This is a genomic window from Patiriisocius sp. 208BN25-11 (genome assembly GCF_058147145.1).
On record NZ_JBYVJY010000003.1, the window covers coordinates 398,181 to 422,235 of the forward strand.

The 24,055-nt window shown below is 35.8% G+C and carries 16 protein-coding genes; 12 read left to right on the top strand and 4 right to left on the bottom strand.

What is annotated here, in order from left to right:
- The first annotated feature begins 73 nt into the window (after nucleotides 1-73).
- The 3 genes from ACY2RS_RS06600 (at nucleotide 74) to ACY2RS_RS06610 (ending at nucleotide 9,262) form a co-directional block, all read left to right on the top strand.
- Complete coding sequence (locus ACY2RS_RS06600) at nucleotides 74-3,022, top strand: sensor histidine kinase (protein WP_490097833.1); 2,949 nt, start codon at nucleotides 74-76, stop codon at nucleotides 3,020-3,022.
- On the top strand, nucleotides 3,019-3,660 hold the full coding sequence (locus tag ACY2RS_RS06605; RefSeq protein ID WP_490097834.1) for a response regulator transcription factor: 642 nt from the start codon (nucleotides 3,019-3,021) through the stop codon (nucleotides 3,658-3,660). The genes ACY2RS_RS06600 and ACY2RS_RS06605 overlap by 4 nt, the downstream gene beginning before the upstream one ends.
- A gap of 163 nt (nucleotides 3,661-3,823) precedes the next feature.
- On the top strand, nucleotides 3,824-9,262 hold the full coding sequence (locus ACY2RS_RS06610; protein ID WP_490097835.1) for a BspA family leucine-rich repeat surface protein: 5,439 nt from the start codon (nucleotides 3,824-3,826) through the stop codon (nucleotides 9,260-9,262).
- Nucleotides 9,263-9,502: 240 nt separating this feature from the next.
- On the opposite strand, the gene ACY2RS_RS06615 is transcribed toward ACY2RS_RS06610, so the two are convergent.
- Nucleotides 9,503-10,651 carry an alpha/beta hydrolase gene (locus ACY2RS_RS06615; protein ID WP_490097836.1) on the bottom strand — a complete coding sequence of 383 codons (1,149 nt, stop codon included), beginning with the start codon at nucleotides 10,649-10,651 and terminating at the stop codon, nucleotides 9,503-9,505.
- A 425-nt stretch (nucleotides 10,652-11,076) separates the two neighbouring features.
- Here ACY2RS_RS06615 and ACY2RS_RS06620 point away from each other — a divergent pair, with 425 nt between their 5' ends.
- On the top strand, nucleotides 11,077-11,730 hold the full coding sequence (locus ACY2RS_RS06620; protein WP_490097837.1) for a LuxR C-terminal-related transcriptional regulator: 654 nt from the start codon (nucleotides 11,077-11,079) through the stop codon (nucleotides 11,728-11,730).
- A gap of 39 nt (nucleotides 11,731-11,769) precedes the next feature.
- Here the strand turns inward: ACY2RS_RS06620 and ACY2RS_RS06625 are convergent, their stop codons facing one another.
- The 3 genes from ACY2RS_RS06625 to panC are packed head-to-tail and all read right to left on the bottom strand — an operon-like array spanning nucleotide 11,770 to nucleotide 13,989.
- A complete protein-coding gene (locus ACY2RS_RS06625; RefSeq protein ID WP_490097838.1) occupies nucleotides 11,770-12,747 on the bottom strand; it encodes a lysylphosphatidylglycerol synthase transmembrane domain-containing protein in 978 nt (325 codons plus the stop codon).
- A 1-nt stretch (nucleotide 12,748) separates the two neighbouring features.
- Complete coding sequence (panD, locus tag ACY2RS_RS06630; protein ID WP_490097839.1) at nucleotides 12,749-13,096, bottom strand: aspartate 1-decarboxylase; 348 nt, start codon at nucleotides 13,094-13,096, stop codon at nucleotides 12,749-12,751.
- Between the two features lie 50 nt (nucleotides 13,097-13,146).
- Nucleotides 13,147-13,989 (bottom strand): pantoate--beta-alanine ligase, encoded by an 843-nt coding sequence (gene panC / locus ACY2RS_RS06635; protein ID WP_490097840.1) that lies wholly within the window; start codon nucleotides 13,987-13,989, stop codon nucleotides 13,147-13,149.
- Nucleotides 13,990-14,092: 103 nt separating this feature from the next.
- On the opposite strand from panC, the gene ACY2RS_RS06640 reads away from it, so the two are divergent.
- The 8 genes from ACY2RS_RS06640 (at nucleotide 14,093) to ACY2RS_RS06675 (ending at nucleotide 23,936) form a co-directional block, all read left to right on the top strand.
- Nucleotides 14,093-14,905 (top strand): glycogen/starch synthase, encoded by an 813-nt coding sequence (locus ACY2RS_RS06640; protein ID WP_490097841.1) that lies wholly within the window; start codon nucleotides 14,093-14,095, stop codon nucleotides 14,903-14,905.
- Nucleotides 14,906-14,925: 20 nt separating this feature from the next.
- On the top strand, nucleotides 14,926-16,518 hold the full coding sequence (gene bamH / locus ACY2RS_RS06645) for a BamH family beta-barrel-assembly machinery protein (protein ID WP_490097842.1): 1,593 nt from the start codon (nucleotides 14,926-14,928) through the stop codon (nucleotides 16,516-16,518).
- Between the two features lie 5 nt (nucleotides 16,519-16,523).
- Entirely contained in the window at nucleotides 16,524-18,371 is a 1,848-nt protein-coding gene (gene glmS / locus ACY2RS_RS06650; protein WP_490097843.1) for a glutamine--fructose-6-phosphate transaminase (isomerizing), read from the top strand.
- 79 nt (nucleotides 18,372-18,450) lie between these two features.
- Nucleotides 18,451-19,176: a sulfotransferase-like domain-containing protein gene (locus ACY2RS_RS06655; protein ID WP_490097844.1), complete on the top strand. Its 726-nt coding sequence runs from the start codon at nucleotides 18,451-18,453 to the stop codon at nucleotides 19,174-19,176.
- A gap of 1 nt (nucleotide 19,177) precedes the next feature.
- Nucleotides 19,178-20,092 (top strand): aminotransferase class IV, encoded by a 915-nt coding sequence (locus ACY2RS_RS06660; RefSeq protein WP_490097845.1) that lies wholly within the window; start codon nucleotides 19,178-19,180, stop codon nucleotides 20,090-20,092.
- A gap of 258 nt (nucleotides 20,093-20,350) precedes the next feature.
- Nucleotides 20,351-21,856, top strand: a complete 1,506-nt coding sequence (gene atpD / locus ACY2RS_RS06665) for a F0F1 ATP synthase subunit beta (RefSeq protein WP_490097846.1) — start codon at nucleotides 20,351-20,353, stop codon at nucleotides 21,854-21,856.
- 102 nt (nucleotides 21,857-21,958) lie between these two features.
- Complete coding sequence (locus ACY2RS_RS06670) at nucleotides 21,959-22,234, top strand: F0F1 ATP synthase subunit delta/epsilon (protein ID WP_490097847.1); 276 nt, start codon at nucleotides 21,959-21,961, stop codon at nucleotides 22,232-22,234.
- A 307-nt stretch (nucleotides 22,235-22,541) separates the two neighbouring features.
- Nucleotides 22,542-23,936 carry a cytochrome c peroxidase gene (locus tag ACY2RS_RS06675; RefSeq protein ID WP_490097848.1) on the top strand — a complete coding sequence of 465 codons (1,395 nt, stop codon included), beginning with the start codon at nucleotides 22,542-22,544 and terminating at the stop codon, nucleotides 23,934-23,936.
- Nucleotides 23,937-24,055: the final 119 nt, after the last annotated feature.

Sequence of the window (24,055 nt, forward strand, 5' to 3'; positions counted from 1 at the left end):
CTATCTTTTGCAACGATATGTAACACAATTTTTGTTTCCCTAAATGAGGTTTTCTTTCTTCTTACTGCTTGTTTTGAGTTTTCTATGTGTCACTGCACAGGAAACAAAACTATATCATAAAGTACTCACAAAGCAAGACGGACTCGACCTTGATGTTTTAGGTGCTATGGTATTTGATAATGATGGTTTTTTGTGGATAGGTGGTGCAAATTATGATACACGTAGTATACTTTCAAAGGACAGAACTAGAACAATACAACGTTTTGATGGAAAAGCTTTTCATAGTTTTGATGTTCCTAATACAGGTTCGACAAATGTAGTGCCGCAAATACACCAAATGGTAAACAGAGGCGATGGGACTTTTTATGTTTTAGGAGATAATTTATTTTCAGTATTTAATCCTCGAACACAAGAGTTTATGCTTGTGCCCAACATACCTAAGTTTATTTCAAATATTTATAGGTATAAGGAAGAGAACTACATACTTACTCAAGTTGATGAACAGGTTAGCTTAAATATATTACATGATGATTTGTCATTACAGCCCATGTTTTCATTTACGTATTCAGGAAATAAATTTACAGTTGATGCTGTTTCAAAGATTGTTTTTCATGAAAAAGGGGTACTTATTAGTGATGATAACTTTCCAATTATGTTTTTTGATTGGAATGGCACATTATTGAAGAGGTTTAAAAACAGAAAATATAATAACCTAAGAACTGGAAAATCTACAAATTATATGATAGATGAGGTGTTCTATAAAGATGGAAAAATTTTCACTTTTATATTAGATCAGCAGCAGTTAAGTGAGATAGATTTTGATGCACTCGAGATTCGTCCCTCTCAACTACCAAATACATTTTTAAATCAATCAACTATATATAGTTATGAGCTGGGTGATGATGAATTAGTGTTGCATACTTCTGGTCAAGATTTAATGTTTAATCGATTTAGCAATGAAGGTTTTAACACCACAACAGCGCGTGGAGTTTTTGATAGCCCATTTAGTATTAAATGTGCTTCTGCAGATATATCAAAAGAGTTATGGGTTGGGACGAATGGAGGTGAATTACATTATTTTAAGTTTCCTTCAAAAAAGGTAGAAGTATTATTACCTGATTATGAAATGCGTTCTATTGAAGCATTAGAAGATGATAACTATCTAATCTGCACAGAAAAGAATGGATGGTATACCTTCAATGAAACAACAAAAAACATAACACCTTATGATGTTTTTTTAGAGGGCAAAAAATTTCTTCCAAGCTCATCAAGAAATGTATTTATTGAGAAAGATACAGTATGGTTTAATGGGTTCGGTTTTTTTAAAATGGATCGCAAAAGTAAAAATGCAATATTTTCTAGACACTATCCTGTGTTGTGTTTTGAGCCATTGAATACTGATATTTTTATCTATGGTACAAAAGGATACAACTTAATGTCGTTTAACAAACGCACTTTTGAGCACGATATGCTTGTAAAGACCGATACGCTAACTATTTATGATCTTGCCATACATAACAATCTTGTTGTTGCAGCCACTAGTAAAGGAGTACTAAGGTATGATTTGCAACATAAAAAAGTTGCTATGTATACAGATAAAAATGTGTTAGGGGATGCATTTCTATTAATGGCAGATTATCAAGAACCACACGGTTTTGTTTTAGGATCTAGAGATGGAACTATAACCTCATATAACGAGACAACAAATGAGTACAAAACTGTATACAAAGATGGTTTAGGCGCAGGAATTGCCAAAATTGTATATGATGGCCCAAATTGGTGGATTAGTACTTTTAATGGTTTGGTACACTATAATATAGAGACCAAAAGCATACGACGTTTCTCTAAAAAAGATGGATTAAGTGATAACGAAGGAAATAGGTATAGCGGACTTAAAACAAAGGATGGAGTGTTGATCGGGACTATAAAAGGGCTTAATTATTTTCGCCCAAAAGACCTACAGCCCGCTGTTATTGACAGTCAACTCAGGTTGCTTGAATGCAAAAAATATGATATAGGTTTAAATAAAATAACATCACAATTTAATATGGAGCTGTTGGGTCAAAACACTGTTATTGAATTACCTGCAGAGCACAAAGAGCTTGAGCTTTCATTTGCGTTGACAAACAATGTAACATACAATGAAAATTCATATAAATACAGATTAAATAAAAACGAATGGGTAGATCTTGGAAAAGAACAATCTATTCGGTTTGTAAATATGGCTTCTGGGGTTTATGACCTAGAAATTGCGGCACAAGATTTTACTGGAAATACCATTGGAGAACCCTTAAAACTTCAAATTAACTCTAAAGATTTTTTCTATAAAACCTGGTGGTTCTTTTTACTACTATCAATTGCTGTTGTTTCAATTTTATTGTACTTATTATTTGAAGCTCGAAAAAGACAACATATGCAAGTAAAATTTTCTAGAGATTTAATGGGTTCTCAAGAAAAAGAGCGAAATAGAATTGCCAAAGAGCTACATGATAGTGTTGGGCAACAACTTACACTCATTAAGAAAAAATCGCAGCAAGAAGAACAAGAAGAATTAGCTTCGTTAACAAACACAGTACTAGAGGAAGTACGCAGTATTTCAAGAGGTTTGTATCCTGCAAATCTAAAGTTACTAGGCCTAACCGAAAGCATTCAGCAATTAGCCAATGAGATGGATGAGCGGACCGAGCTATTCTTCTCATTAGAATTAACCAATGTTGATACGTATTTTGAAGAAGACGAAACACTTCATTTGTATAGATTTGTTCAAGAAGCACTGAGCAATATTCTAAAACACGCACAGGCAAAAGAAGTTTTTATTGATCTTATTAAAGTTAATAATTCTATACACTTAACAATAGAAGATAATGGAAAAGGCTTTACATTTGACGAACAACAATTTAAAAACAGTTTAGGACTAAAAACTTTAGCCGAACGTATTAAATTAGTAAAAGGTACGTTAACTATAACAAGTAATTACGACCAAGGAACAAAACTAATGGCAGAACTCCCTATAAAACCATGAGAACCCATACTATTTTAGTTGCAGATGATCACCCAATGTTGCTTAAAGGCTTGTTACAAGAATTAGAAGCCCACGGCTATACGCATTTACATGCTGCTGTAAATGGCGCTGAGGCACTTGATATTATTGTAAATGAAAAACCAGTCTTGGCTATTCTTGATATTGAAATGCCTTTGTTAACTGGATTTGAGGTTATAAAAAAAGCAACAGAACTCGAAGCTAAAACGAAGTTTATTGTACTCACCTCGCATAAAGAGAAAGGCATCATTATAAAAGCCAAAGAATTAAATATTTCAGGTTATTTATTAAAGGATGAACCTTTTACTGAAATTGAAAATTGCATTCAAGCTGTTTTTAATGGAGATACTTATTTTAGCAAAACCTTTGATGCTGTTTTTAATGATTCTGTAGTTCCTGAGCTTGAAAAATTGAAATTACTTTCCCCTTCAGAACGCACCATTATTCGATTGGTAACCCTAGGAAAATCTTCTAAAGAAATTTCAGAAAGTCTTTCTATCTCTCAACGTACCGTAGAAAAACATAGGGCGAATATCATCAATAAATTAAATATAGAAAAAGGCGTAGATGCCCTTAATTCTTGGACCAAAGAAAACAAAGAACTTATTCTTTCTATATAAAAGATAGTTGTTCTTTCTTACTTCGGAAATCTTATATTTCCGAAGAGATAAAAGGAAACAGCTCTTTTGAGACTACGTAGCCCTACGTAAAAATAGACACATTTTGACATTGACAGACGCGCTTTCTCAAGGTATCTTGCTCTCTCAAACAAAATTCTCAAAAATGAATACTTTTTTAAGAGTAAGTACATTTCTTTTTTTTACTACAATAGCGTTCGCTCAACAAACAGACGATATAGAATCGTATAGTTTAGGTCCAATTCTTGGGCAATCTGCAGACTGGCCTACTTGGACTGGTGCAGCGAATGAAAGTGTAGAAGTTACTAATGAGCAAGCTTTTAGTGGTTCTAAAAGTGTCAAAGCAGAAGGTGTTCCATTTGGGGGGCCTGTAGATCAATTATACCTTTTAGGCAATAAAACGACTGGAGCTTGGCAGCTCACCTTTAAAATGTATATTCCTAGTGGGCATACCATGTTTGTAGATATACAGAAGGATGAAATTCCTGGAACCGAATTTGGAGGATTGTTACAGTTTGCCTCAAATGAGTTAGGATATTATCAAGCAGGAGGTGTAATAACTTCTTTTAACTATCCGCAAGACACCTGGTTTGAAATTAAATATGTTGTAGATATCGATGCAGATGTATTAGACTTGAGTATTAATGACGTTTTTGTAGTGTCGCACCCTAATTCAGATTCGGCTAACGCAAGTATGGGCCTCAATAGTCTTGGAGCTATTAATTTTTTTCCAAGAACAGACAATCATGGCACAGAGCCAAACTCGGCGGCAATACCGCTTGCCTATGTAGATGATATTGATCTATCAGAGATAGTAAATCTTGATTCATTTATTACAACCTGGCAAACTACAATAGCCAATGAAGCTATTACGATCCCTATTTTTTCGGGGGAGACGTATAATTATAATGTAGATTGGGGAGATGGAACTACAAGCACCAATCAAACAGGAGAATCAACGCATACTTTTGTAAACCCTGGTGTCCAGACTATTTCTATAACAGGGACGTTTCCAAGAATAAGGTTTAGTAATCAATCCAGACTTTTAAGTGTAGAACAATGGGGCACTCAAACCTGGAGCACGATGATACAAGCATTTGCCAATTCTACAAATCTTGTTGTAAATGCAACAGATGCGCCAGATTTAAGCATGGCGACAGACATTAGAACTTCTTTTGATAATACAGCTGTGGTAGATGGTTTTAGTCATTGGGACATTAGCAATGTAGAACAAATTGGGTTCATGTTTCGTAACACACCTAGCTTCGATGATGATTTAAGCACTTGGGATATTAGTAGTCTCACTTCTGCTCAAAGTATGTTTTTGGGTTCTGGAATGTCAAGTGATAATTATGATGATTTATTAATAGGTTGGAGTACCCTAGATACTGGGGCAGGGGAAACTCTAATACCTCAAAGTATTAGTTTTGACGCTGGAAATAGCATCTATTGTAACGGTGAATCTGCAAGAAATATATTAACTGCTGCGCCAAACAATTGGACTATTACAGATGGTGGTTTTGTCTGTCCATCTACCATTCCTTTTATCACTACCTGGCAAACTAGTGTTGTTAACGAAACAATAACAATACCTACGACAGGTGGTGGCTATAATTATACGATAGATTGGGGAGATGGCAGTCCAGTGATGTCTTATACTGGAGATGCCACACATTCTTATACAACTCCTGGAGTCCATACGGTATCAATACTTGGCTTTTTTCCAAGAATTTATTTTAACTTTACTGGTGATAAAGACAAAATAATGACCGTAGAACAATGGGGCGATAATAAATGGAGCTCTTTACGTTCTGCATTTTTTGGTTGTACGAATTTAGTTGTAAATGCACTAGATGCGCCAGATTTAAGCAATGTTACTGATGCCTTTTTAAGTTTTGCTGCCACCTCTATAGTTGATGGTTTTGGTCACTGGGATGTGTCAAATATTCAAGACTTTAGGGCTATGTTTGAAAACGCGACTTCTTTTAACGATGATCTATCTGGCTGGCAATTAACAAATGCTTTGCGTTTAGATAATATGTTTAGATTTGCTACCTCTTTCAATCAAGATATAGGTAATTGGGATGTAAGTAGTGTTACTCATACCACAGCAATGTTTGATAATGCTACTTCTTTTGATCAAGATATAGGTAGTTGGGACATAAGCAGTTTGACAAATGCTTTTTTTATGTTTAATAATGCAACTCTGTCTACTTTAAATTACGAAAGTCTATTAATAGGATGGAGCACTTTGGACACGGCATCTGGAGAAACTCAAATACCACAAAATATACCTTTTGATGCAGGATTTAGCACCTATTGTGCTTCAACTGCAGCAGCTGCAAGAAATATATTAACAGCTGCTCCAAATAACTGGATAATCATAGACGGAGGTTTTGACTGCGATTCTTTTAAATTCATCACTACTTGGCAAACCACAACAGATAATGAAAGTATTACGATCCCTACAAATGGAAGTGGAATAGACTATACAGTAGATTGGGGTGATGGTACTATAGATACAAATGTTTCTGGAGATGCTACGCATGTATACGCTATGGCGGGAACGCATACCGTTACTATTTCTGGTTTGTTTCCAAGAATTTATTTTAATGACGCTGGGGATAAAGACAAAATTCTTTCTGTAGAAAATTGGGGAGGCATTGCTTGGCAAACACTAAGCAGAGCTTTTAAAGGTTGTACCAACCTAGTAATTAATGCTACAGATGCTCCAGACTTAAGCAATGTAACAAGCCTAGCAGGAATGTTTGATGGAGCAACTTCTATGAATTCACCTATTGGAAATTGGAACGTAAGTACCATCCAAAATATGGATGGAATGTTTAGAAATACCCCTTTTAATCAAGACATATCTGGCTGGGATGTGAGCAGTGTAAGTGCATTCCTTTTTATGTTTGACGATGCTGCTGCCTTTAATCAAGATATAAGTGGTTGGATCATACGTACCGATGTTCCTGTAAACATGGCTTCTATGTTTAGAGGTGCAACAGCATTTAATCAAGATCTAGGCGGTTGGGATGTTTCTTCTGTGACCAATATGGTTGGGATGTTTGAAAGGTGTTCTAATTTTAATGGAAATGTTGGCCTTTGGGGCCCAAAAACGAGCAATGTAGAAAATATGGCGTTTCTATTTAAAGATGCTACCAGTTTTAATGATAATATTTCTTCTTGGAACACAGATAGTGTAACAGACATGGTAAATATGTTTAGCAATGCCACTGTTTTTAATCAAGAAATAGGAAGTTGGAATGTGAGCAATGTAACTGTGATGATTTCTATGTTTGAAGATGCCACTGCTTTTAATGGTGATATTAGCGCTTGGGACGTAAGCAATGTGCAAGAAATGTTCGCCATGTTTGCAGGCGCAAGTTCCTTTAATCAACCTATTGGTATGTGGGGAACTAAAACTGCTAATGTATTTGATTTTGGACTTATGTTTAAGGGTGCTTCTTCCTTTAACCAAGACATTAGCTCTTGGAGCACAGCAGCTAGTCAATATTTTGATGAAATGTTTTCTGGAGCAAGTTCTTTCAATCAACCTATTGGAAATTGGGATGTAACGGGTGCAGATTTTATGGCTTTTGCTTTTGAAAATGCTACCGCCTTTGATCAAGATTTGAGTGGTTGGGATATTAGCAATGTACAGGATGTGTTTGGCATGTTTGATGGCGTTACATTATCTACTGCAAATTATGATGCCTTATTAACAGCTTGGAGTATGCTTACCTTACAATCTGGTCTACAATTTAGTGGCGGAAATAGCCAATACTGTGCAAGTGCAGCAGATAGAACAGCAATTATCAATGATTTTGGTTGGAGCATTGGTGATGGCGGTTTAGAAGCGGGATGTCTCCCTCTTGCTTGTAGCAGCACAACAACATTCACAGGAGGTATCTGGGATAATGGAGTACCAACAATTAATACAACGGCAATTATAAATGAAAGTTATAATACAGCCATGGGAAGTATAGATGCTTGTACACTAGTAATAAATGACCCAGCTATAGTTACAGTTGCCCCACTTACGTATATCAATACCCTCGGAAATATTACGGTAGGAGTCAATGCTGAACTTGTTGTTGAACATACTGGAAGTGTCGTACAAGCAGATGACGCGGCGAGTACTATTAATAACGGAGATGTTGAAGTTCAAATAACCACACCACTATTAAAGCCACGTGATTTTATGGTGTTAGGAAGTCCAGTGACCAACAATATGCCAGAAGGGGTATTACATCCAATTTTTAGACAATTACAACACAATACAGAAGATTTTTTACCGCATCCAGATGTGCAAGCATTATTCCCTGATGGAACTAATTTTGTAGATATAGACAATAATGATTATTCTCAAAATACAGGCAGTTTTAATGCTGGTGAAGGATATCTTGTATGGCCTCAGGCATCGATCAATGATGGGAATATTCAATATCCATTGGTGTTTTCTCAGACGAGTACGCAAGGAACATTAAATAATGGGGTAGTTTCTTATACACTAGGATTCAATACACCCGGACCTACTGCGGTAGAAAATAAAAATGCAAGTCCGAATATACTCTCAAATCCATATCCTTCTGCTATTTCGGCAACCGATTTTATGAACGCTAATGCTGCCGTAGATGAGGTATATTTCTGGGAGCATAATTCGCCCCCAAATGCGACATTCCCGGGAGCGAATAGTGCCAACTTTAACATGGCAGATATTTCTGTGTTTAATGTGATGGGAGGCGTTCCAGCTGCAACAGGTGGTACAACGCCAACCGATTTTATAGCAAGTGCTCAGGGCTTTGGGATTAAAAACAACGGTACTTCTGCAACGGTACAATTTACCAATGCTATGCGTAGAAAGACCAATAATAGCACTTTGCGTTCTCCAGAAGCTGATGAAAAGGATAGGATTTGGCTCAAAGTACACAGCCCCGAGTACGACCTTGGAAGTACTACCTTAATTGGCTTCACAGCAGGAGCGAGTTCGTTTTTTGATGCAACATATGATAGTCCTAGATTAGGGACACCAGTATCTATTTATTCTCATCTCCTGGATGGAAGTAAAGCATTGGCTATTCAAGGACGTGAAGCCTTTACAACAGAAGCGACTGTAGGAGTTGGTTTTTCATCTCAAATAGATCAGGACGATACTGTATACACCATCTCGATAGCACAATTAGAAGGAATGCAGATAGCCCAAGCAACAGTGTATCTTCAAGATAACGCAGTTGGCGTCATTACTAATATTTCCGAAGCACCCTATCAATTTACAAGTGGGTATGGAACGTTTAACAATAGATTTACACTACTGTTTGAAGATGAAACGGTTTTAAATATTTCAGAAAATGTAATAGGACCTGTTGTTGTACATCCAAATCCAACTTCAGGAAAAATCAATATTTCGACACCGAACAATAACATACAAAATATCAAGCTATATGATATGGTAGGTAGATTGGTACAAGAAAAAAGGGATGCGTCATTTATAGACCTTAGCAAAGAAATGAATGGAGTATATCTGCTAGAAATATATACAGATAAGAGAATGGTTACCAAGAAAATAATAAAAGAATAGATGGTAATGTCAACAACAAAAGAAACAATTCTATAGAGACATCAAAAGGTTTACGATGCTTTGTTTTTGGGTGCCTTTGAAGCAATTGAACACCCTAAAATTTCAGAAGTAAAAGTAAAAGCAGCATTACAGAAATACCCAACATTACTTTCGGCTTATTTTTTCAACTAACGTTAGCCAAGTAAAAACCCTCCTTCGCCAAGGCTTTGGAGGGTTTGTTTTTTAAAAAGAACCACAATTTTAGTAACCGAAATCTTCTTTTATTTTGTCTGCTTTGTCCAACATCATATCGATGGTGATAAAATCTACTTCTTCTTTGTCAAAGGCAGCTTGAAAAGTTCGCATGGCTTTTTTAGGCTCTCCAACTTCTTCAAAATAACGACCAAGATAGTAAGGTCCTAAAACAGTTTCTGGGTATTGTTTCTTTGCCATTTCGGCAATCGTTTTAAGGGACTCCCATTGTTTGCGCTTTTCAGAAGCGGTAGCTGTAGCAATAAAATCATTTATACGTATGGGGTTGGTAAGACCAAATAGATCTTCTATGGTGTTGTATTTTTCAATAAGATAGTCACTAATAGGGCTATCAAGTTTCATTAATACACTTTTGTATTCTTGCTTACTAATAGGGCGGTATACAGAAAATATCTTTTCTAATGCATTAGGAATGCCACGTCCTACCAAAGAGTAATGCGTAGCGCCCTCAAAATTGTCGTAGTAATAATTAAACGATTTGCTGTCTATTGTTTTTAAAGATGTATTTAGTGCCTCTGTGCCTTCTAGTAAACCTTTAATATCATCTGTGCCTGTTGCTAGGTAATAAAAGATTTGTGAAGAAATAGAAGGGATTCTTCCAGCCATACGGGTGGCAGTATCTGGAGACAAATCTGGGCTTAATACAATGTAGCCATTAAATAATGGTGGATCTTTATACAGGTAGTAATTTAAAAAGTTTGCTGTGAAGTCATGACCAATACCAATCACGAATTTTGCAGTACGGTAATTGTTATCTATGTAAGGCATTAACTCCAAGCCAATAAATTCAAAAAAATCGGCTCCTTTGTCTGCGGGTAGGTAATTGTCTTCATCATAGTTGCAATCGTCATAACGAGAATCTCCTTGCATTACACCTACAACAATAGATTCTGGCATGTCTTCCCAATAGCTAAAATAATCTACGTTTCCTGCCACGGGCTCAAATAAATAATCTGCATCTAGCACAATAACTACAGGGTATACTTTTTCTGTGTTTGTGTCATAATTTCTTGGTAATTGAATTTTTAGCTTTCTAGTTTCTTCAAGTTTGTCACTTGAAAATTCTTCATAGATAATTTGAGCATTTGCAAGAAATCCAAATACCATACATAACAATAGTAGGCTTGTTTTTTTCATATCAGAAATTTTAGGAAGCCGAAAGATAGTCAAATTTTGAAAATGTGTTTTTACAATTTCAGTACACAAGACATTTGATACTTGATAAAAGAAAAAAAACCACTTATAATTCCCTGATTCACAATTTGTTATTATCGATTAAACGACAATTATATCGATAAATAAAAAAAAGACCCCGTAAAAACACGTGTTTTTCGTTTTTTGTAGGATGAAAGAGTGTTAAAGGGAGTTATTTCATAGGTTTTCAGCTACATATCTGCTATATTTGAACTTCAACTAATTCAAGACGTTCTTTTGCATAGGCTTTAAAAACTGGGGATCCCACGTTTTTTGTTTTACACTAACCAGTAAACTTTAAACAATAGGTGTGTTTTTATCCTTTGTAAGAAAAAGAAGTGTCTCTAACCTAATTATTCAATGCTACTATGGAACATTTAACTGTGTTAATAGCACATAATGACCCGCAATTATTACAAAAAATTAAAAAAGAAACCGCACTACTTCAGTGCGACATCCAAAAAGAAATTAAAACTGGTATTAAAGCACTTCGCTTTATTCTAAGAGAACAGCCAGAAATAGCGGTTCTTGATACGAACTTTGAGGATATTTCTGTGTTTGAAATTGTAAAAGAAATCAAAAATAAAAAAATTGGAACCAAGTGTGTGCTTCTTTTTAATGAAGAACATCATAACAATTTATTGATTGCTAGCTCTCTTCATGTAGATGCTTGTGTGTATGCTAAAGACTCACTTGCTGATCTAGTACCTGCAATAAAAGCGATACACAGAGGAACATTGTTTGTTAGCAATGAGTTAAAAGATATAAAAGTACTAGATGCTTCATTAGAAAAGCTAGAAGAACTTACCCAAACAGAAATTACTATTTTAGCTTTAATAGGAATTTACAAAACATCATCTAAGATTTCAGAAAAATTAATGACATCGGTGCGAACTGTTGAGAAACACAGGAGTAATATCATTAAGAAATTACAACTCAAAAAAGAGACATTTTCGCTTAATTATTGGGCCGTCAAGCATCAAGATATAATTCACTCATTTGCTTTGCAAAGAGTTTCGTAAAACACAACACAAATAATAGTATTTGCGACTTGTTTCAACTTATGAAACAGGTCGCTTTTTTGTGGAGTTGTATATGGGCAATGCTGCTAAAGATGCCACTCCAAAAATGACTATGGAGGCAATGTTTGAAGTCCATACAATCCATCCAAAAGCAGTACCGACAGTAAAAGGGACATCAAATAAAATTAATACACCCGCAATAGCAGCTGGATAGGTTCCAAAACCACTGTTGGTAAAAGCAAAGGTGAAGCTTCCTACTACAAATGCAATAATGATGGTCCCAAAAGGGATGTTTGCTGTTTCAGGTAAGGCCTGAGTGGCAGTGTAAAACGAAAGAATATAGAGCCCCCAGATAACAAATGTATGTCCTATAAAAGGGCCTTTTTGTTTCATAGTTAGAATGCTAAAAATGCCTTCTTTTAGACCCAAAACAAAACTTTTGATTTTTGAATTTGTTTTAGATTTAGAAAATTTCAGAAAAACGAATACTGCAATGCCTAATAGAATAGTACCGCCTATGGCAATGTATAAAAGAGAAGGAGGGATGCTTTCTAAAACGTATTGATACAGGATATCAAATTTTAAAATAAGGGCAAGAATGGCAAAGGCAAGTAAGAATATTAAGTCTACAACGCGTTCTGTAATAATCGTTCCAAACCCTTTTGAAAAAGGAATATTTTCGTATTTATCGAGTACGATAGCCCTTGAAACCTCACCGCTTTTTGGGATAAAGATATTCATTAAATAGGCAACAGATACAGCCATGAAGTTGTTGGCTAATGTGGGTGCATACCCCAAAGGAGCCAGCATAAAAGACCAGCGGTGGGCTCTAGAGAGATGACTTAAAACACTTAATGCAACAGCAGCAAGTACAATCCAGTAGTTCGCATTTTTAATGTAACTAGTGAGTTCTTCCAGTTGTACTGGAGTAAACTGATTGTACACATACCATATCAAAAAAATACCCAACCCTAATGGGATGGATATTTGTAAAAATTTTGATAGTGTTTTATTCAAACTATGTAAGCAAATTATGTTCGTTAGGGAATACCAGAGAGGGTTTAAATGCTTTTGCTTCTTCTCTAGTCATAAGACCATAGGTGATAAGAATTAAAATATCGCCAGGCGCTACTTTTCTTGCAGCAGCACCATTGAGTGTAATTTCACCACTACCTCTAGGACCAGGAATGGCATAGGTTTCTAGGCGTTCTCCATTGTTATTGTTAACAATTTGAACTTTTTCTCCCTCAACAATATTAGCGGCATCCAATAAATCTTCGTCTATAGTGATGCTGCCAATGTAATTAAGATCGGCGCCGGTTACTTTTACTCTGTGGATTTTAGATTTTACTACGTGTATTAACATACGGCAAAGATATATGAATTTGAGAACTCAAAATTCAGATTTTCAAAAAATTAATTAAGTCTATAATTGTCTATGAGTCTTACTTCTCCTGCAAAAGCTGCTATAAAACCTCTGTAGGTATTTTGTTTGTGTTTTCGTTGGGCTGTTTTTAGTGTTTTTTCGTTGGCAATTTCGAAATATTCTAGGGTGAGATCACTTTCTTTAAAACACTGTGCTACCATAGCATTTAAAGCTGGAATTGACTTTTTGTTAAATTGAGCAGCGACCATTTGTAAACTTTTATAGATGACTGTTGCTGCTTCTAGTTGTTCTGAACTCAGCCTTTTATTTCTAGAACTCATGGCTAATCCGTTGGCTTCTCTTACAATTGAGCACCCTACAATAGTTACAGGAAGTTTTTCTAGTGCAACGAGCTTTTTTACAATTTGTAATTGTTGGAAGTCTTTTTCACCAAAATAGGCATGTGTGGGTTGCACTGCTTTTAATAGCAAGGAGACAACAGTTCCTACACCGTCAAAATGACCTTTTCTATGTTTGCCTTCCATTTCATTTGCAATAGCACCAAACTTGTATGATTTTGATTGTATGCTGTTGTTATATAATTCCTTGGCTTCGGGAGCATACACAAATACAGTTCCTTGTAACGTTTTTAAAAGTGCTACGTCTTTATCAAGTGTGCGGGGATACTTAACAAGATCACCTTCATTGTCAAACTGAGTAGGATTTACAAAAATACTTACCACAACACAATCATTATCTTCTAAAGCTTGGCTTACTAAAGATAAATGACCTTGATGCAGAGCGCCCATAGTGGGAACGAAACCTATTTTTTTTAGGTTTTTGTATGGGCGTAATGCAGTGGATAAATTTTCGTTTTTTGTAATGACGTTCATAGTAGATTTTTAAAGTGGAAGCAAAATTAAGATATTGAAAGCAATCTGCATAAATTTTCGTAATTTTGCGCGTTTAACACCTAGCACATAAATTAAAGATTGTATGAAAGATAAGAGAGTCTTGTATGTTTCTTCGGAAGTAATACCATACCTGCCAGAAACAGAGATTTCGTCCATGTCGTTTGAAGCACCTAGAATGGTAAATAATAACGGTGGCCAGATACGTATTTTTATGCCACGTTATGGAAATATTAATGAGCGTAGGCATCAATTACACGAAGTAATTCGTCTTTCTGGGATGAACCTTGTTATTAATGATTTAGACATGCCTTTGATTATCAAAGTAGCCTCGATACCAAAAGAGCGTATGCAGGTATACTTTATTGATAATGAAGATTATTTTAAGCGAAAGGCAACGTATGCAGATGAAGAAGGAAACTTTTTTGAGGATAATGATGAGCGTGCCATTTTCTTCGCAAAAGGAGTCATTGAAACAGTGAAAAAATTAAACTGGTCGCCAGATATTATACATGTTCATGGTTGGTTAGCTTCTTTCTTACCACTGTATCTAAGAAACTACTACGGAAATGAGCCTTTATTTGAAAATAGTAAAATAGTTACTTCTGTATACAACCAAGGATTTAATGGAATGTTAAATACTGAAGTTGCTAACAAAATTAAGTTTGATGCCATCGATGATACTGTGGTTGCTCCACTAGAGACGCCAACTTTTGAGAATGTAATGAAGATTGCTATCGATAATTCGGATGCTGTAATTATTGGTTCGCAGGATATTTCAGAAGAACTAGAAACGTACATAGAAGGTATTGAAAAGCCTGTTTTGCCATTCCAGCATATGGAAGATGTAGAACGAGAATACTTAGAATTTTACCAATCAAAAGTATTACAAGAATAATATACTTTTAGAAATAACGTATGAAGATTAAAAATGCATTGCCAAAATTGTTGGCGATACTAGCTGTAATTATTACGATGGCAGCTTGTGAAGAAGATTTAGGTACAATAGGCTCTGAAATTATTGGAGATCAGGATGTAAATGCAATACTTGACGCATCTACAACCATACAATCTTACAGCCGTAAGCTTGGTGCTGTTCAAACAAACAGTTTAGAGACCAACCAACTTGGGATATATAACGATCCCGTGTATGGTATGTCTAAAGTAAATTTACTTTCTCAAGTAGTACTTGAAGGTACAAGTGTAAATCCCAACTTAAATGTTGCTCCTGTGTTAGATAGTGTAGTGCTTTACATTCCTTTTTTTAGTGTAGCTACTACCGACGCAGAGAATATGACTACTTATGAACTTGATTCTATTTATGGAAATACCCCCATGGATATTTCAATTTTTGAATCAAATTACTTTTTGAGAGATTTTGATCCTACGAGTGGATTTGAAGATATCCAGAATTACTACAGCAACCAAAATGATTTGTTTCAAAGCTTTAAAGGGCCTTTAATACATACTATTTCAGATTTTGTAGCTAGTAATGAAGGATATACAGAAACAACTTCGGAAGTTGGTGAAGGTGGCGTCTTAATGGATGTAAATACAAATTTAAGCCCTGGAATTAGAGTTCAATTACCCATACAGTTTTTTGAAGAGAAAATACAAAGCATGGAAGGCATGCCAGAGCTCTTGAACAATAATAATTTTAGAGAATATTTTAGAGGCTTGTTCTTTGAAGTAAATGGAACAGATACTAATTTGATTAAGATGGACATGACATCGGCAAAATTAGATATTCATTTTACCACTCAGTTTGAAGAATCAAAGCCAGACAGACCATTGCCTCAAAGAAGCAGACAAACCGTTACATTATTGTTTGATGCTATTAGCGTGAATGTGTTTGAAAACCAACTAGATGGTCAAATACAAAGTAACATTGCTAGCTCTGATGACGTAAATGGAGAAGATAGACTCTATGTAAGAGGTGGAGAAGGTATCATTACATATGTTGACCTATTTGGTGGAGACATAGATGGTAATGGAGTGCCAGATGAGCTAGAAGAGATACGACAAAATGAATGGCTTATCAATGAAGCAAATCTTATTTTTCATGTCGATAAAAATGTTGTTACTGGTGGATCTCAAGAGCCAGAAAGACTCATAATATTTGATGCTGAAAATGGCAGATTACTTTCAGATTACACCCTAGATACCACCTCTAGCGAAGAAGAACAAGTAGATGCTTATAACATCCATTTAGGTAGATTACAGCGAGATAGTGACGGCAACGGAGATTTTTACAAACTTAGAATTACCAATCATATTAGTAATTTGGTACACCAAGATTCTACAAATGTAAGACTCGGTGTTATGGTATCTCAAAATGTAGTAGTACCTTCATTTCAAGATGTACAAAGCTTTTCTTCTTTAAATGGAGAAAAAATGCAAGTCCCTTCAAGTAGCGTTATGGGGCATGAAGGAACTGTTTTGTATGGAAATACAGCAGCAGACGAATCAAAAAGACTCAAGCTACAAATTTATTATACAGAATCTAATTAATATATATGTGCGGAATTGTAGGCTATATAGGCCATAGAGAAGCATACCCAATTATTGTAAATGGTTTAAAACGTTTAGAATATAGAGGGTACGATAGTGCTGGAATTGCTTTGTACGACGGTACAGCAATTCAATTAGCTAAAACAAAAGGAAAAGTTCTTGATCTAGAAGAACGAGCTCATAAAGAAATTTCAAAAACTGGAAGTTTAGGAATAGGACATACCCGTTGGGCGACACATGGTGTGCCAAACGACGTAAATTCACACCCACATTACTCAAATAGTGGTGATTTAGTGATTATTCATAATGGAATTATAGAAAACTATGCTTCTATTAAAACCGAATTAATCAATAGAGGTTATACATTCCAGTCTGATACAGATACCGAAGTACTAGTAAACCTTATTGAAGAAATTAAAAAAGAACAAGGTGTAAAACTTGGAAAAGCAGTGCAAATAGCACTAAACCAAGTTGTTGGTGCCTACGCAATTGCTTTGTTTGACAAAAACAAGCCAGACGAGATTGTAGTGGCTAAACTAGGAAGTCCACTTGCTATTGGAGTAGGAGAGGAAGAGTTTTTTGTTGCCAGTGATGCATCTCCATTTATCGAGTTTACAAACAATGCAATCTACCTAGAAGACGAAGAAATGGCAATTATACGCCGTGGTAGAGATGTAAAGGTTCGTAAAATTAAAAACGATAAAGAGGTAAAACCTTTTATTCAGGAGCTACAATTAAACATTGAGCAGATTGAAAAAGGAGGGTATGACCATTTTATGTTAAAGGAGATTTATGAGCAACCTTCTGTAATTAAAGATACTTATAGAGGAAGGTTACTTGCAGACCAAGGAATTATAAAATTAGGAGGACTTGAAGAGTACATCCCTAAATTTGTAAATGCAAATAGAATTATCATCGTAGCTTGCGGAACTTCATGGCATGCCGGCTTGGTAGCAGAATATATTTTTGAAGACTGGGCAAGAATTCCAGTAGAAGTTGAATATGCTAGTGAGTTTAGGTATCGTAACCCAATTATTACTGAAAAAGACGTAGTCATTGCTATTTCTCAAAGTGGAGAAACTGCAGATACATTGGCAGCTATAAAATTAGCGAAAGAAAAAGGCGCGTTTGTATACGGTATATGTAACGTAGTAGGTTCTACTATTTCAAGAGAAACACATAGCGGTACCTATACGCATGCAGGTCCAGAAATTGGAGTAGCCTCTACCAAAGCATTTACAACACAAATTACAGTACTTACTATGATTGCTTTAAAATTGGCACATGTAAAAGGCACTATTTCTAAGTCAGATTACATGATGCATCTGCGTGAATTGGATATGATTCCAACACACGTTGCTGCTGCCTTAAAAAGTAATGATAAGATTGAAGAAATTGCCAAAGTTTTTAAAGATGCTAGTAACTTCTTGTACTTAGGAAGAGGATATAATTTCCCAGTAGCACTAGAAGGTGCCTTGAAACTTAAAGAGATTTCATACATCCATGCAGAAGGGTATCCTGCTGCAGAGATGAAACACGGTCCTATTGCTTTAATTGATGAGCAAATGCCCGTTGTTGTGATTGCAATTAATAGTAATCACTATGGTAAAGTGGTAAGTAATATTGAAGAGATTAAAGCGCGTAAGGGTAAAATTATTGCGGTAGTTACCGAAGGTGATACTGCAGTAAAAGCACTTGCCGATTATGTAATGGAAGTGCCAAAAACTCCAGAAACATTAACGCCATTAGTTACTACAATTCCATTACAGTTATTGTCATATCACATTGCTGTTATGTTAGATAAAAATGTGGATCAGCCACGTAACCTAGCTAAGAGTGTTACTGTAGAGTAACCCAAAGCAATCTATAATATCTTTGTAAGAAGGGAAGCTTTTTTTGCTTCCCTTTTTTAATTTTCACTATTTTTAAAACGTGAAAATTATCAATCTTATTTCGGGCCCTAGAAACCTATCCACTGCACTTATGTATGCCTTTGCTCAACATACAGAAATAAGCGTATTAGATGAGCCTTTTTATGCCTATTATTTAAAAAATGGGGATGTTAAGGTAATGCATCCTGGTGCTTCGGAAATTTTAGCGGCATTGCCCCACACAAAAGAAATGGTGCTTTCGAAGATCCAAGAATGTATGGATACAAGCCAACAGCATTTGTTTATAAAAGGAATGGCACACCATTACATTTCAAAAAACCCAGCACATATTTTACCCTGGAATAATGTGATTCTTATTAGGCACCCAAAAAAGTTATTAGCTTCTTTTTCTAAAGTTATTGAGAATCCGACCATTGATGATATTGGGATTAAAAAGGCTTCAGAGTTGTTTACGTATCTTAAAGAGAATAACAAAACACCTCTAGTAATCGATAGCGATGAACTTCTAAAAAATCCAGAGGAATATTTAAAAAAACTATGTGGATTGCTAGATATCCCCTTTTTAAAAGACATGCTTTCTTGGCAAAAAGGAGGTATTCCAGAAGATGGAGTTTGGGCACCTTATTGGTATGCAAATGTGCATAATTCTACTGGTTTTTCGGTCCAAAAAACAAGCAGTCAGCCCATGCCAGATCATTTAGAGCAAGTGTTGCAAGAAGCGTTAACCTATTACACTATTTTACAAAATCATATCTTAAAAAATTAATATGTTACAAAAATCCAACCCAAAAAACGACAACATTCAAGTGTTTATTAAAGACAGATTGTACCATCGAGATGAAGCAAAAATATCGGTATTTGATAGTGCAGTACAAGGAGGTGATGCCGTTTGGGAGGGGTTAAGAGTATATCCTGAGGGCGTGGTATGTCTAGACAAACATTTATCGCGTTTACATGCAAGTGCAAAGACATTAGCTTTTACAGACATCCCTAGCAAAGCCGAAATTAAGAATGCTATCAGGCAAACCCTTGACGCCAATAGCATGAACGATGATACTCATATTAGATTGACACTTACTCGAGGAGAAAAAATAACTAGTGGTATGGATCCAAGGCTCAACCAAAGTGGTTCTTGTCTAATTGTTTTGGCAGAGTGGAAGCCCTTGGTATATGACAATAAAAGCGGTATTACCGTCTTGAGTTCAAGTCAGCGCAGAAATGCCCCACAATTTCTTGATAGTAAAATCCATCATAACAACTTGCTCAATAATATTATAGCCAAAATACAAGCTAATGTAGCGGGTAAAGATGCAGGTTTGATGCTAGATGAGCGTGGCTTTGTAGCCGAGTTAAATGGGAGCAATGTTTTTATGGTAAAAAACAATACCATCTACACGCCCTTTGCCCATGCTTGCCTACCTGGGATTACCAGAAACACGGTCATCGAATTGTGTAAACAAAATAATATCGCTATTAAAGAAGCAGATCTGTCTCTTAGCGAATTTATCAATGCCGAAGGTGTTTTTGCCACTGGTACCATGGGAGAGCTAACCCCAATTGTAGAAATTGACGGTAGAAGTATCTCTAGAGAAAGCGAACTTATGCATAGGATCATACAATTATTTAAAGACAACATTCGTGGCTTGTGTGAATCTTTAGATAATACCTTATTATCCCTTTAAGTTGTTGTATACTTCGGAAATTTTAGAGCTTCAGATTGCTTCTGTTGGTTTCAAATGAGTGGCTTTTAAAACTCGATGCTAAGACGATTTCTAGTTGTTTTAGACATGTTTCTATTCCTTAAAATTTCCGAAGAAAAAATATCTTCAAAAAAGAGCATTTGAAGCTTGTCATATTTCCGAAGAAAAAACTATCTTTGCACCGTTAAAAAAGAGGGTGCGTTAGGCACTCGTAGATAACTAAAACAGAAACAGTTAATAATGTCACAAGTTACAGGAAAAGTTGCACAGATTATTGGACCTGTTGTAGACGTAGAGTTTGCAAGCGGTGCCGAACTTCCACAGATTTATGATAGTCTTGAAGTAAACAATAACGGAAACAAGTTAATTCTTGAAGTACAATCTCACATGGGAGAAAACACCGTACGTACCATTTCTATGGATAGTACAGATGGTTTGAGCCGTGGAGAAGACGCTGTTGCAACAGGAGCGCCTATACAAATGCCAATCGGTGATGATATATATGGTCGTTTATTTAACGTAATTGGAGATCCTATTGATGGTATGGCAGAACTTCCTAAAGAAGGAAAAGATGGTTTGCCAATTCACAGAGATGCTCCTAAGTTTGAAGATCTTTCAACTTCTAGTGAAGTACTTTTTACAGGTATTAAAGTAATTGACTTAATTGAGCCATATGCAAAAGGTGGTAAAATTGGTCTTTTTGGTGGTGCCGGTGTAGGTAAAACAGTATTGATCCAGGAATTGATTAACAATATTGCAAAAGGTCACGGTGGTCTTTCTGTATTCGCAGGAGTAGGAGAGCGTACACGTGAAGGAAATGATCTTTTGAGAGAGATGTTAGAGTCTGGTATTATCAAGTACGGAGACGATTTTATGCATTCTATGGAAGAAGGTGGATGGGACTTATCTAAAGTAGATAAAATGGCCATGAGAGACTCTAAAGCAACTTTCGTATTCGGACAAATGAATGAGCCACCTGGAGCACGTGCACGTGTTGCCTTATCTGGTTTAACCATTGCTGAGTACTTTAGAGATGGAGCTGGAGACGGACAAGGAAAAGATGTACTTTTCTTTGTTGATAATATCTTCCGTTTTACACAAGCAGGTTCTGAGGTATCGGCACTTTTAGGTCGTATGCCATCTGCGGTAGGATACCAACCAACATTAGCAACAGAGATGGGTGCAATGCAAGAGCGTATTACATCTACTAAAAAAGGTTCTATTACATCTGTACAGGCGGTTTACGTACCTGCAGATGATTTAACAGATCCAGCACCAGCGACAACCTTTGCTCACTTAGATGCAACAACGGTATTGTCTCGTAAAATTGCCGAGCTAGGTATTTACCCAGCGGTAGATCCACTAGATTCTACGTCAAGAATCTTAACAGCTGCTATTTTAGGTGATGAGCACTACGACTGTGCACAACGAGTAAAAGAGTTACTACAACGTTACAAAGAGTTGCAAGATATTATTGCCATTCTAGGTATGGAAGAATTATCTGAAGAAGATAAAATGGCTGTAAACCGTGCACGTCGTGTACAACGTTTCTTGTCGCAACCGTTCCACGTAGCAGAGCAGTTTACTGGTATTCCTGGAGTATTGGTAGATATTAAAGAAACAATCAAAGGATTTAACATGATTATGGATGGTGAATTAGACCACCTTCCAGAAGCAGCTTTTAACTTGAAAGGTTCTATCGAAGAAGCAATCGAGGCAGGAGAGAAAATGTTAACTGAAGCATAAACAATATTTTTTATTAAATAGATTAACGATTCTCCCCCTTGGGGAGATGCCCGCAGGGCAGAGGGGACTAATAGTCACTTCATTTTAATAAAATTACTAAACATGTACTTAGAAATAGTAACCCCAGAAGCTTCATTGGTAAGCGGAGAAGTAGAAAGTGTAACAGTGCCAGGAATGGACGGTGAGTTTCAGATGATGAACAACCACGCTGCTATTGTATCTCTATTAAGTGAAGGGAAAGTGAAATTTGCTGGAAACCCAACCATTGCCGAAGGCTTTGAGAACAAGTTTACACAAGTAGACGGGAAATGGGTACTAGAAATCAACGGTGGTACTGTTGAAATGAACAACAATAAAGTAATTGTATTAGCAGATTAAACTTCATACATACAGAGCTCTTTATTGTAAGAGAGTAAAAATTGTAAAAGCACTTCATAATGGGGTGCTTTTTTTTAGTGATTATATTTTACAAATATTATTAAAAAGTTTGTTGTCTATCTGTAGGAATTTTTCTTCGGAAATGTTAGTAGCAACCTATTTTTAAATGACCAAGAAATCTTTTAAAACCTCACAATTTTAATTATTTTTTCCTTTTGGTTAAACCTTTTAACTGTTTGAGAGTCCAAACACTTTATCAGGCTTTTTAAGCCAAAATACTGCTAACCTAATTATACAAACTACTCCTATGAAAAACAGAATATTAATTACTACAATTAGTCTAGTTAGTGCCTTTGTGTTAATGAGTGGTGCCATTGATTTAGAAAATCTGTTTAATTATGAGAGCCAACTAATTCCAGAATACATAACAAAAGATAATACGGGATCAAATAATATTTCAGACGAAGTCGCCACCATTGGTCGTGTATTGTTTTATGATAAAAATTTATCAGCAAATAATACCATTGCCTGTGCTAGCTGTCATATTCAAGAAAGAGCCTTTGGTGATATAGCGGTACAAAGTGTTGGTTTAAACGGTGAATTAACTGGAAGACATTCTATGCGTTTAATTAATGCAAGATTTGCAAATGAACAAAAATTCTTTTGGGATGAGCGAGCCGCAACTCTAGAAGAACAAACTACACAACCAATTCAAGACCATATTGAAATGGGTTTTAGTGGCGAAAATGGCGATCCAGATATTGATGATCTTATTGATATTTTAGAGTCTTTAGACTATTACCAAGAACTGTTTGAATTTGCTTATGGAGACACCGTAATTACAGAAGAACGCTTGCAAGATGCATTAGCACAGTTTATAAGAAGTATTCAATCATTTGATTCTAAATTTGATGAAGGCCTTATTCAAGTAAATACAATAAACCAAAATTTCCCAAACTATACCCCCCAAGAAAATTTAGGAAAACAATTGTTTATAACACCACCTCAAAATAATGGAGCAGGTTGCATTGCTTGTCATGCAGCACCAGAATTTGATATAGGACCAAATTCACTTAATAATGGTGTAATAGGAGTTGCTGGAAGTTCAACCCAGATCGACCTTACAAATACTCGTGCTCCTACTTTACGAGATGTCTTGCATCCAGATGGAACTCCAAATGGACCTTTTATGCATGATGGAAGTCTAATTACACTACTTGAGGTAATAAATCACTATGATCAAATTCCTAATCAACCTAATAATACAAATCTAGATCCCAGGTTAATGCCTGGAGGACAACCTCAAAACTTAAATCTTACTGATGCAGAAAAGGATGCTTTGATCGCATTTCTAAGAACCCTTACAGGAAGTGATGTATACACTAATGAGAAATGGTCAAACCCCTTTGACAATGAAGGTAACATCGAAATTATAGGTGGAACATTGGCTTCTCAAGACATGCTATTTAATAAAGAGATTATAATATTCCCCAATCCAATCATTAGTGATCTTAATATAGAAATTGAAAATGGTGATTATACGGCATCAATTTTTGATCTCAAAGGGAAAAAGATGTTACACCAATCTTTACATGGTAATACAACACTCAATGTGGCATATCTTCAAACGGGGATGTATGTTTTGAAAGTGCTAGATAATGGTACTGGATTGACCTATAACAAGAAACTTATTAAACAATAAAAAGCAAATTCAAATTAAATCTAAAACAAAAGTAAAGAAGTTTTGATTGTCCGTAATTTATCATAATCCTGTAATGCCTGCTATTACTATTCTATCGAACAAACGCTCTCCAAAATATC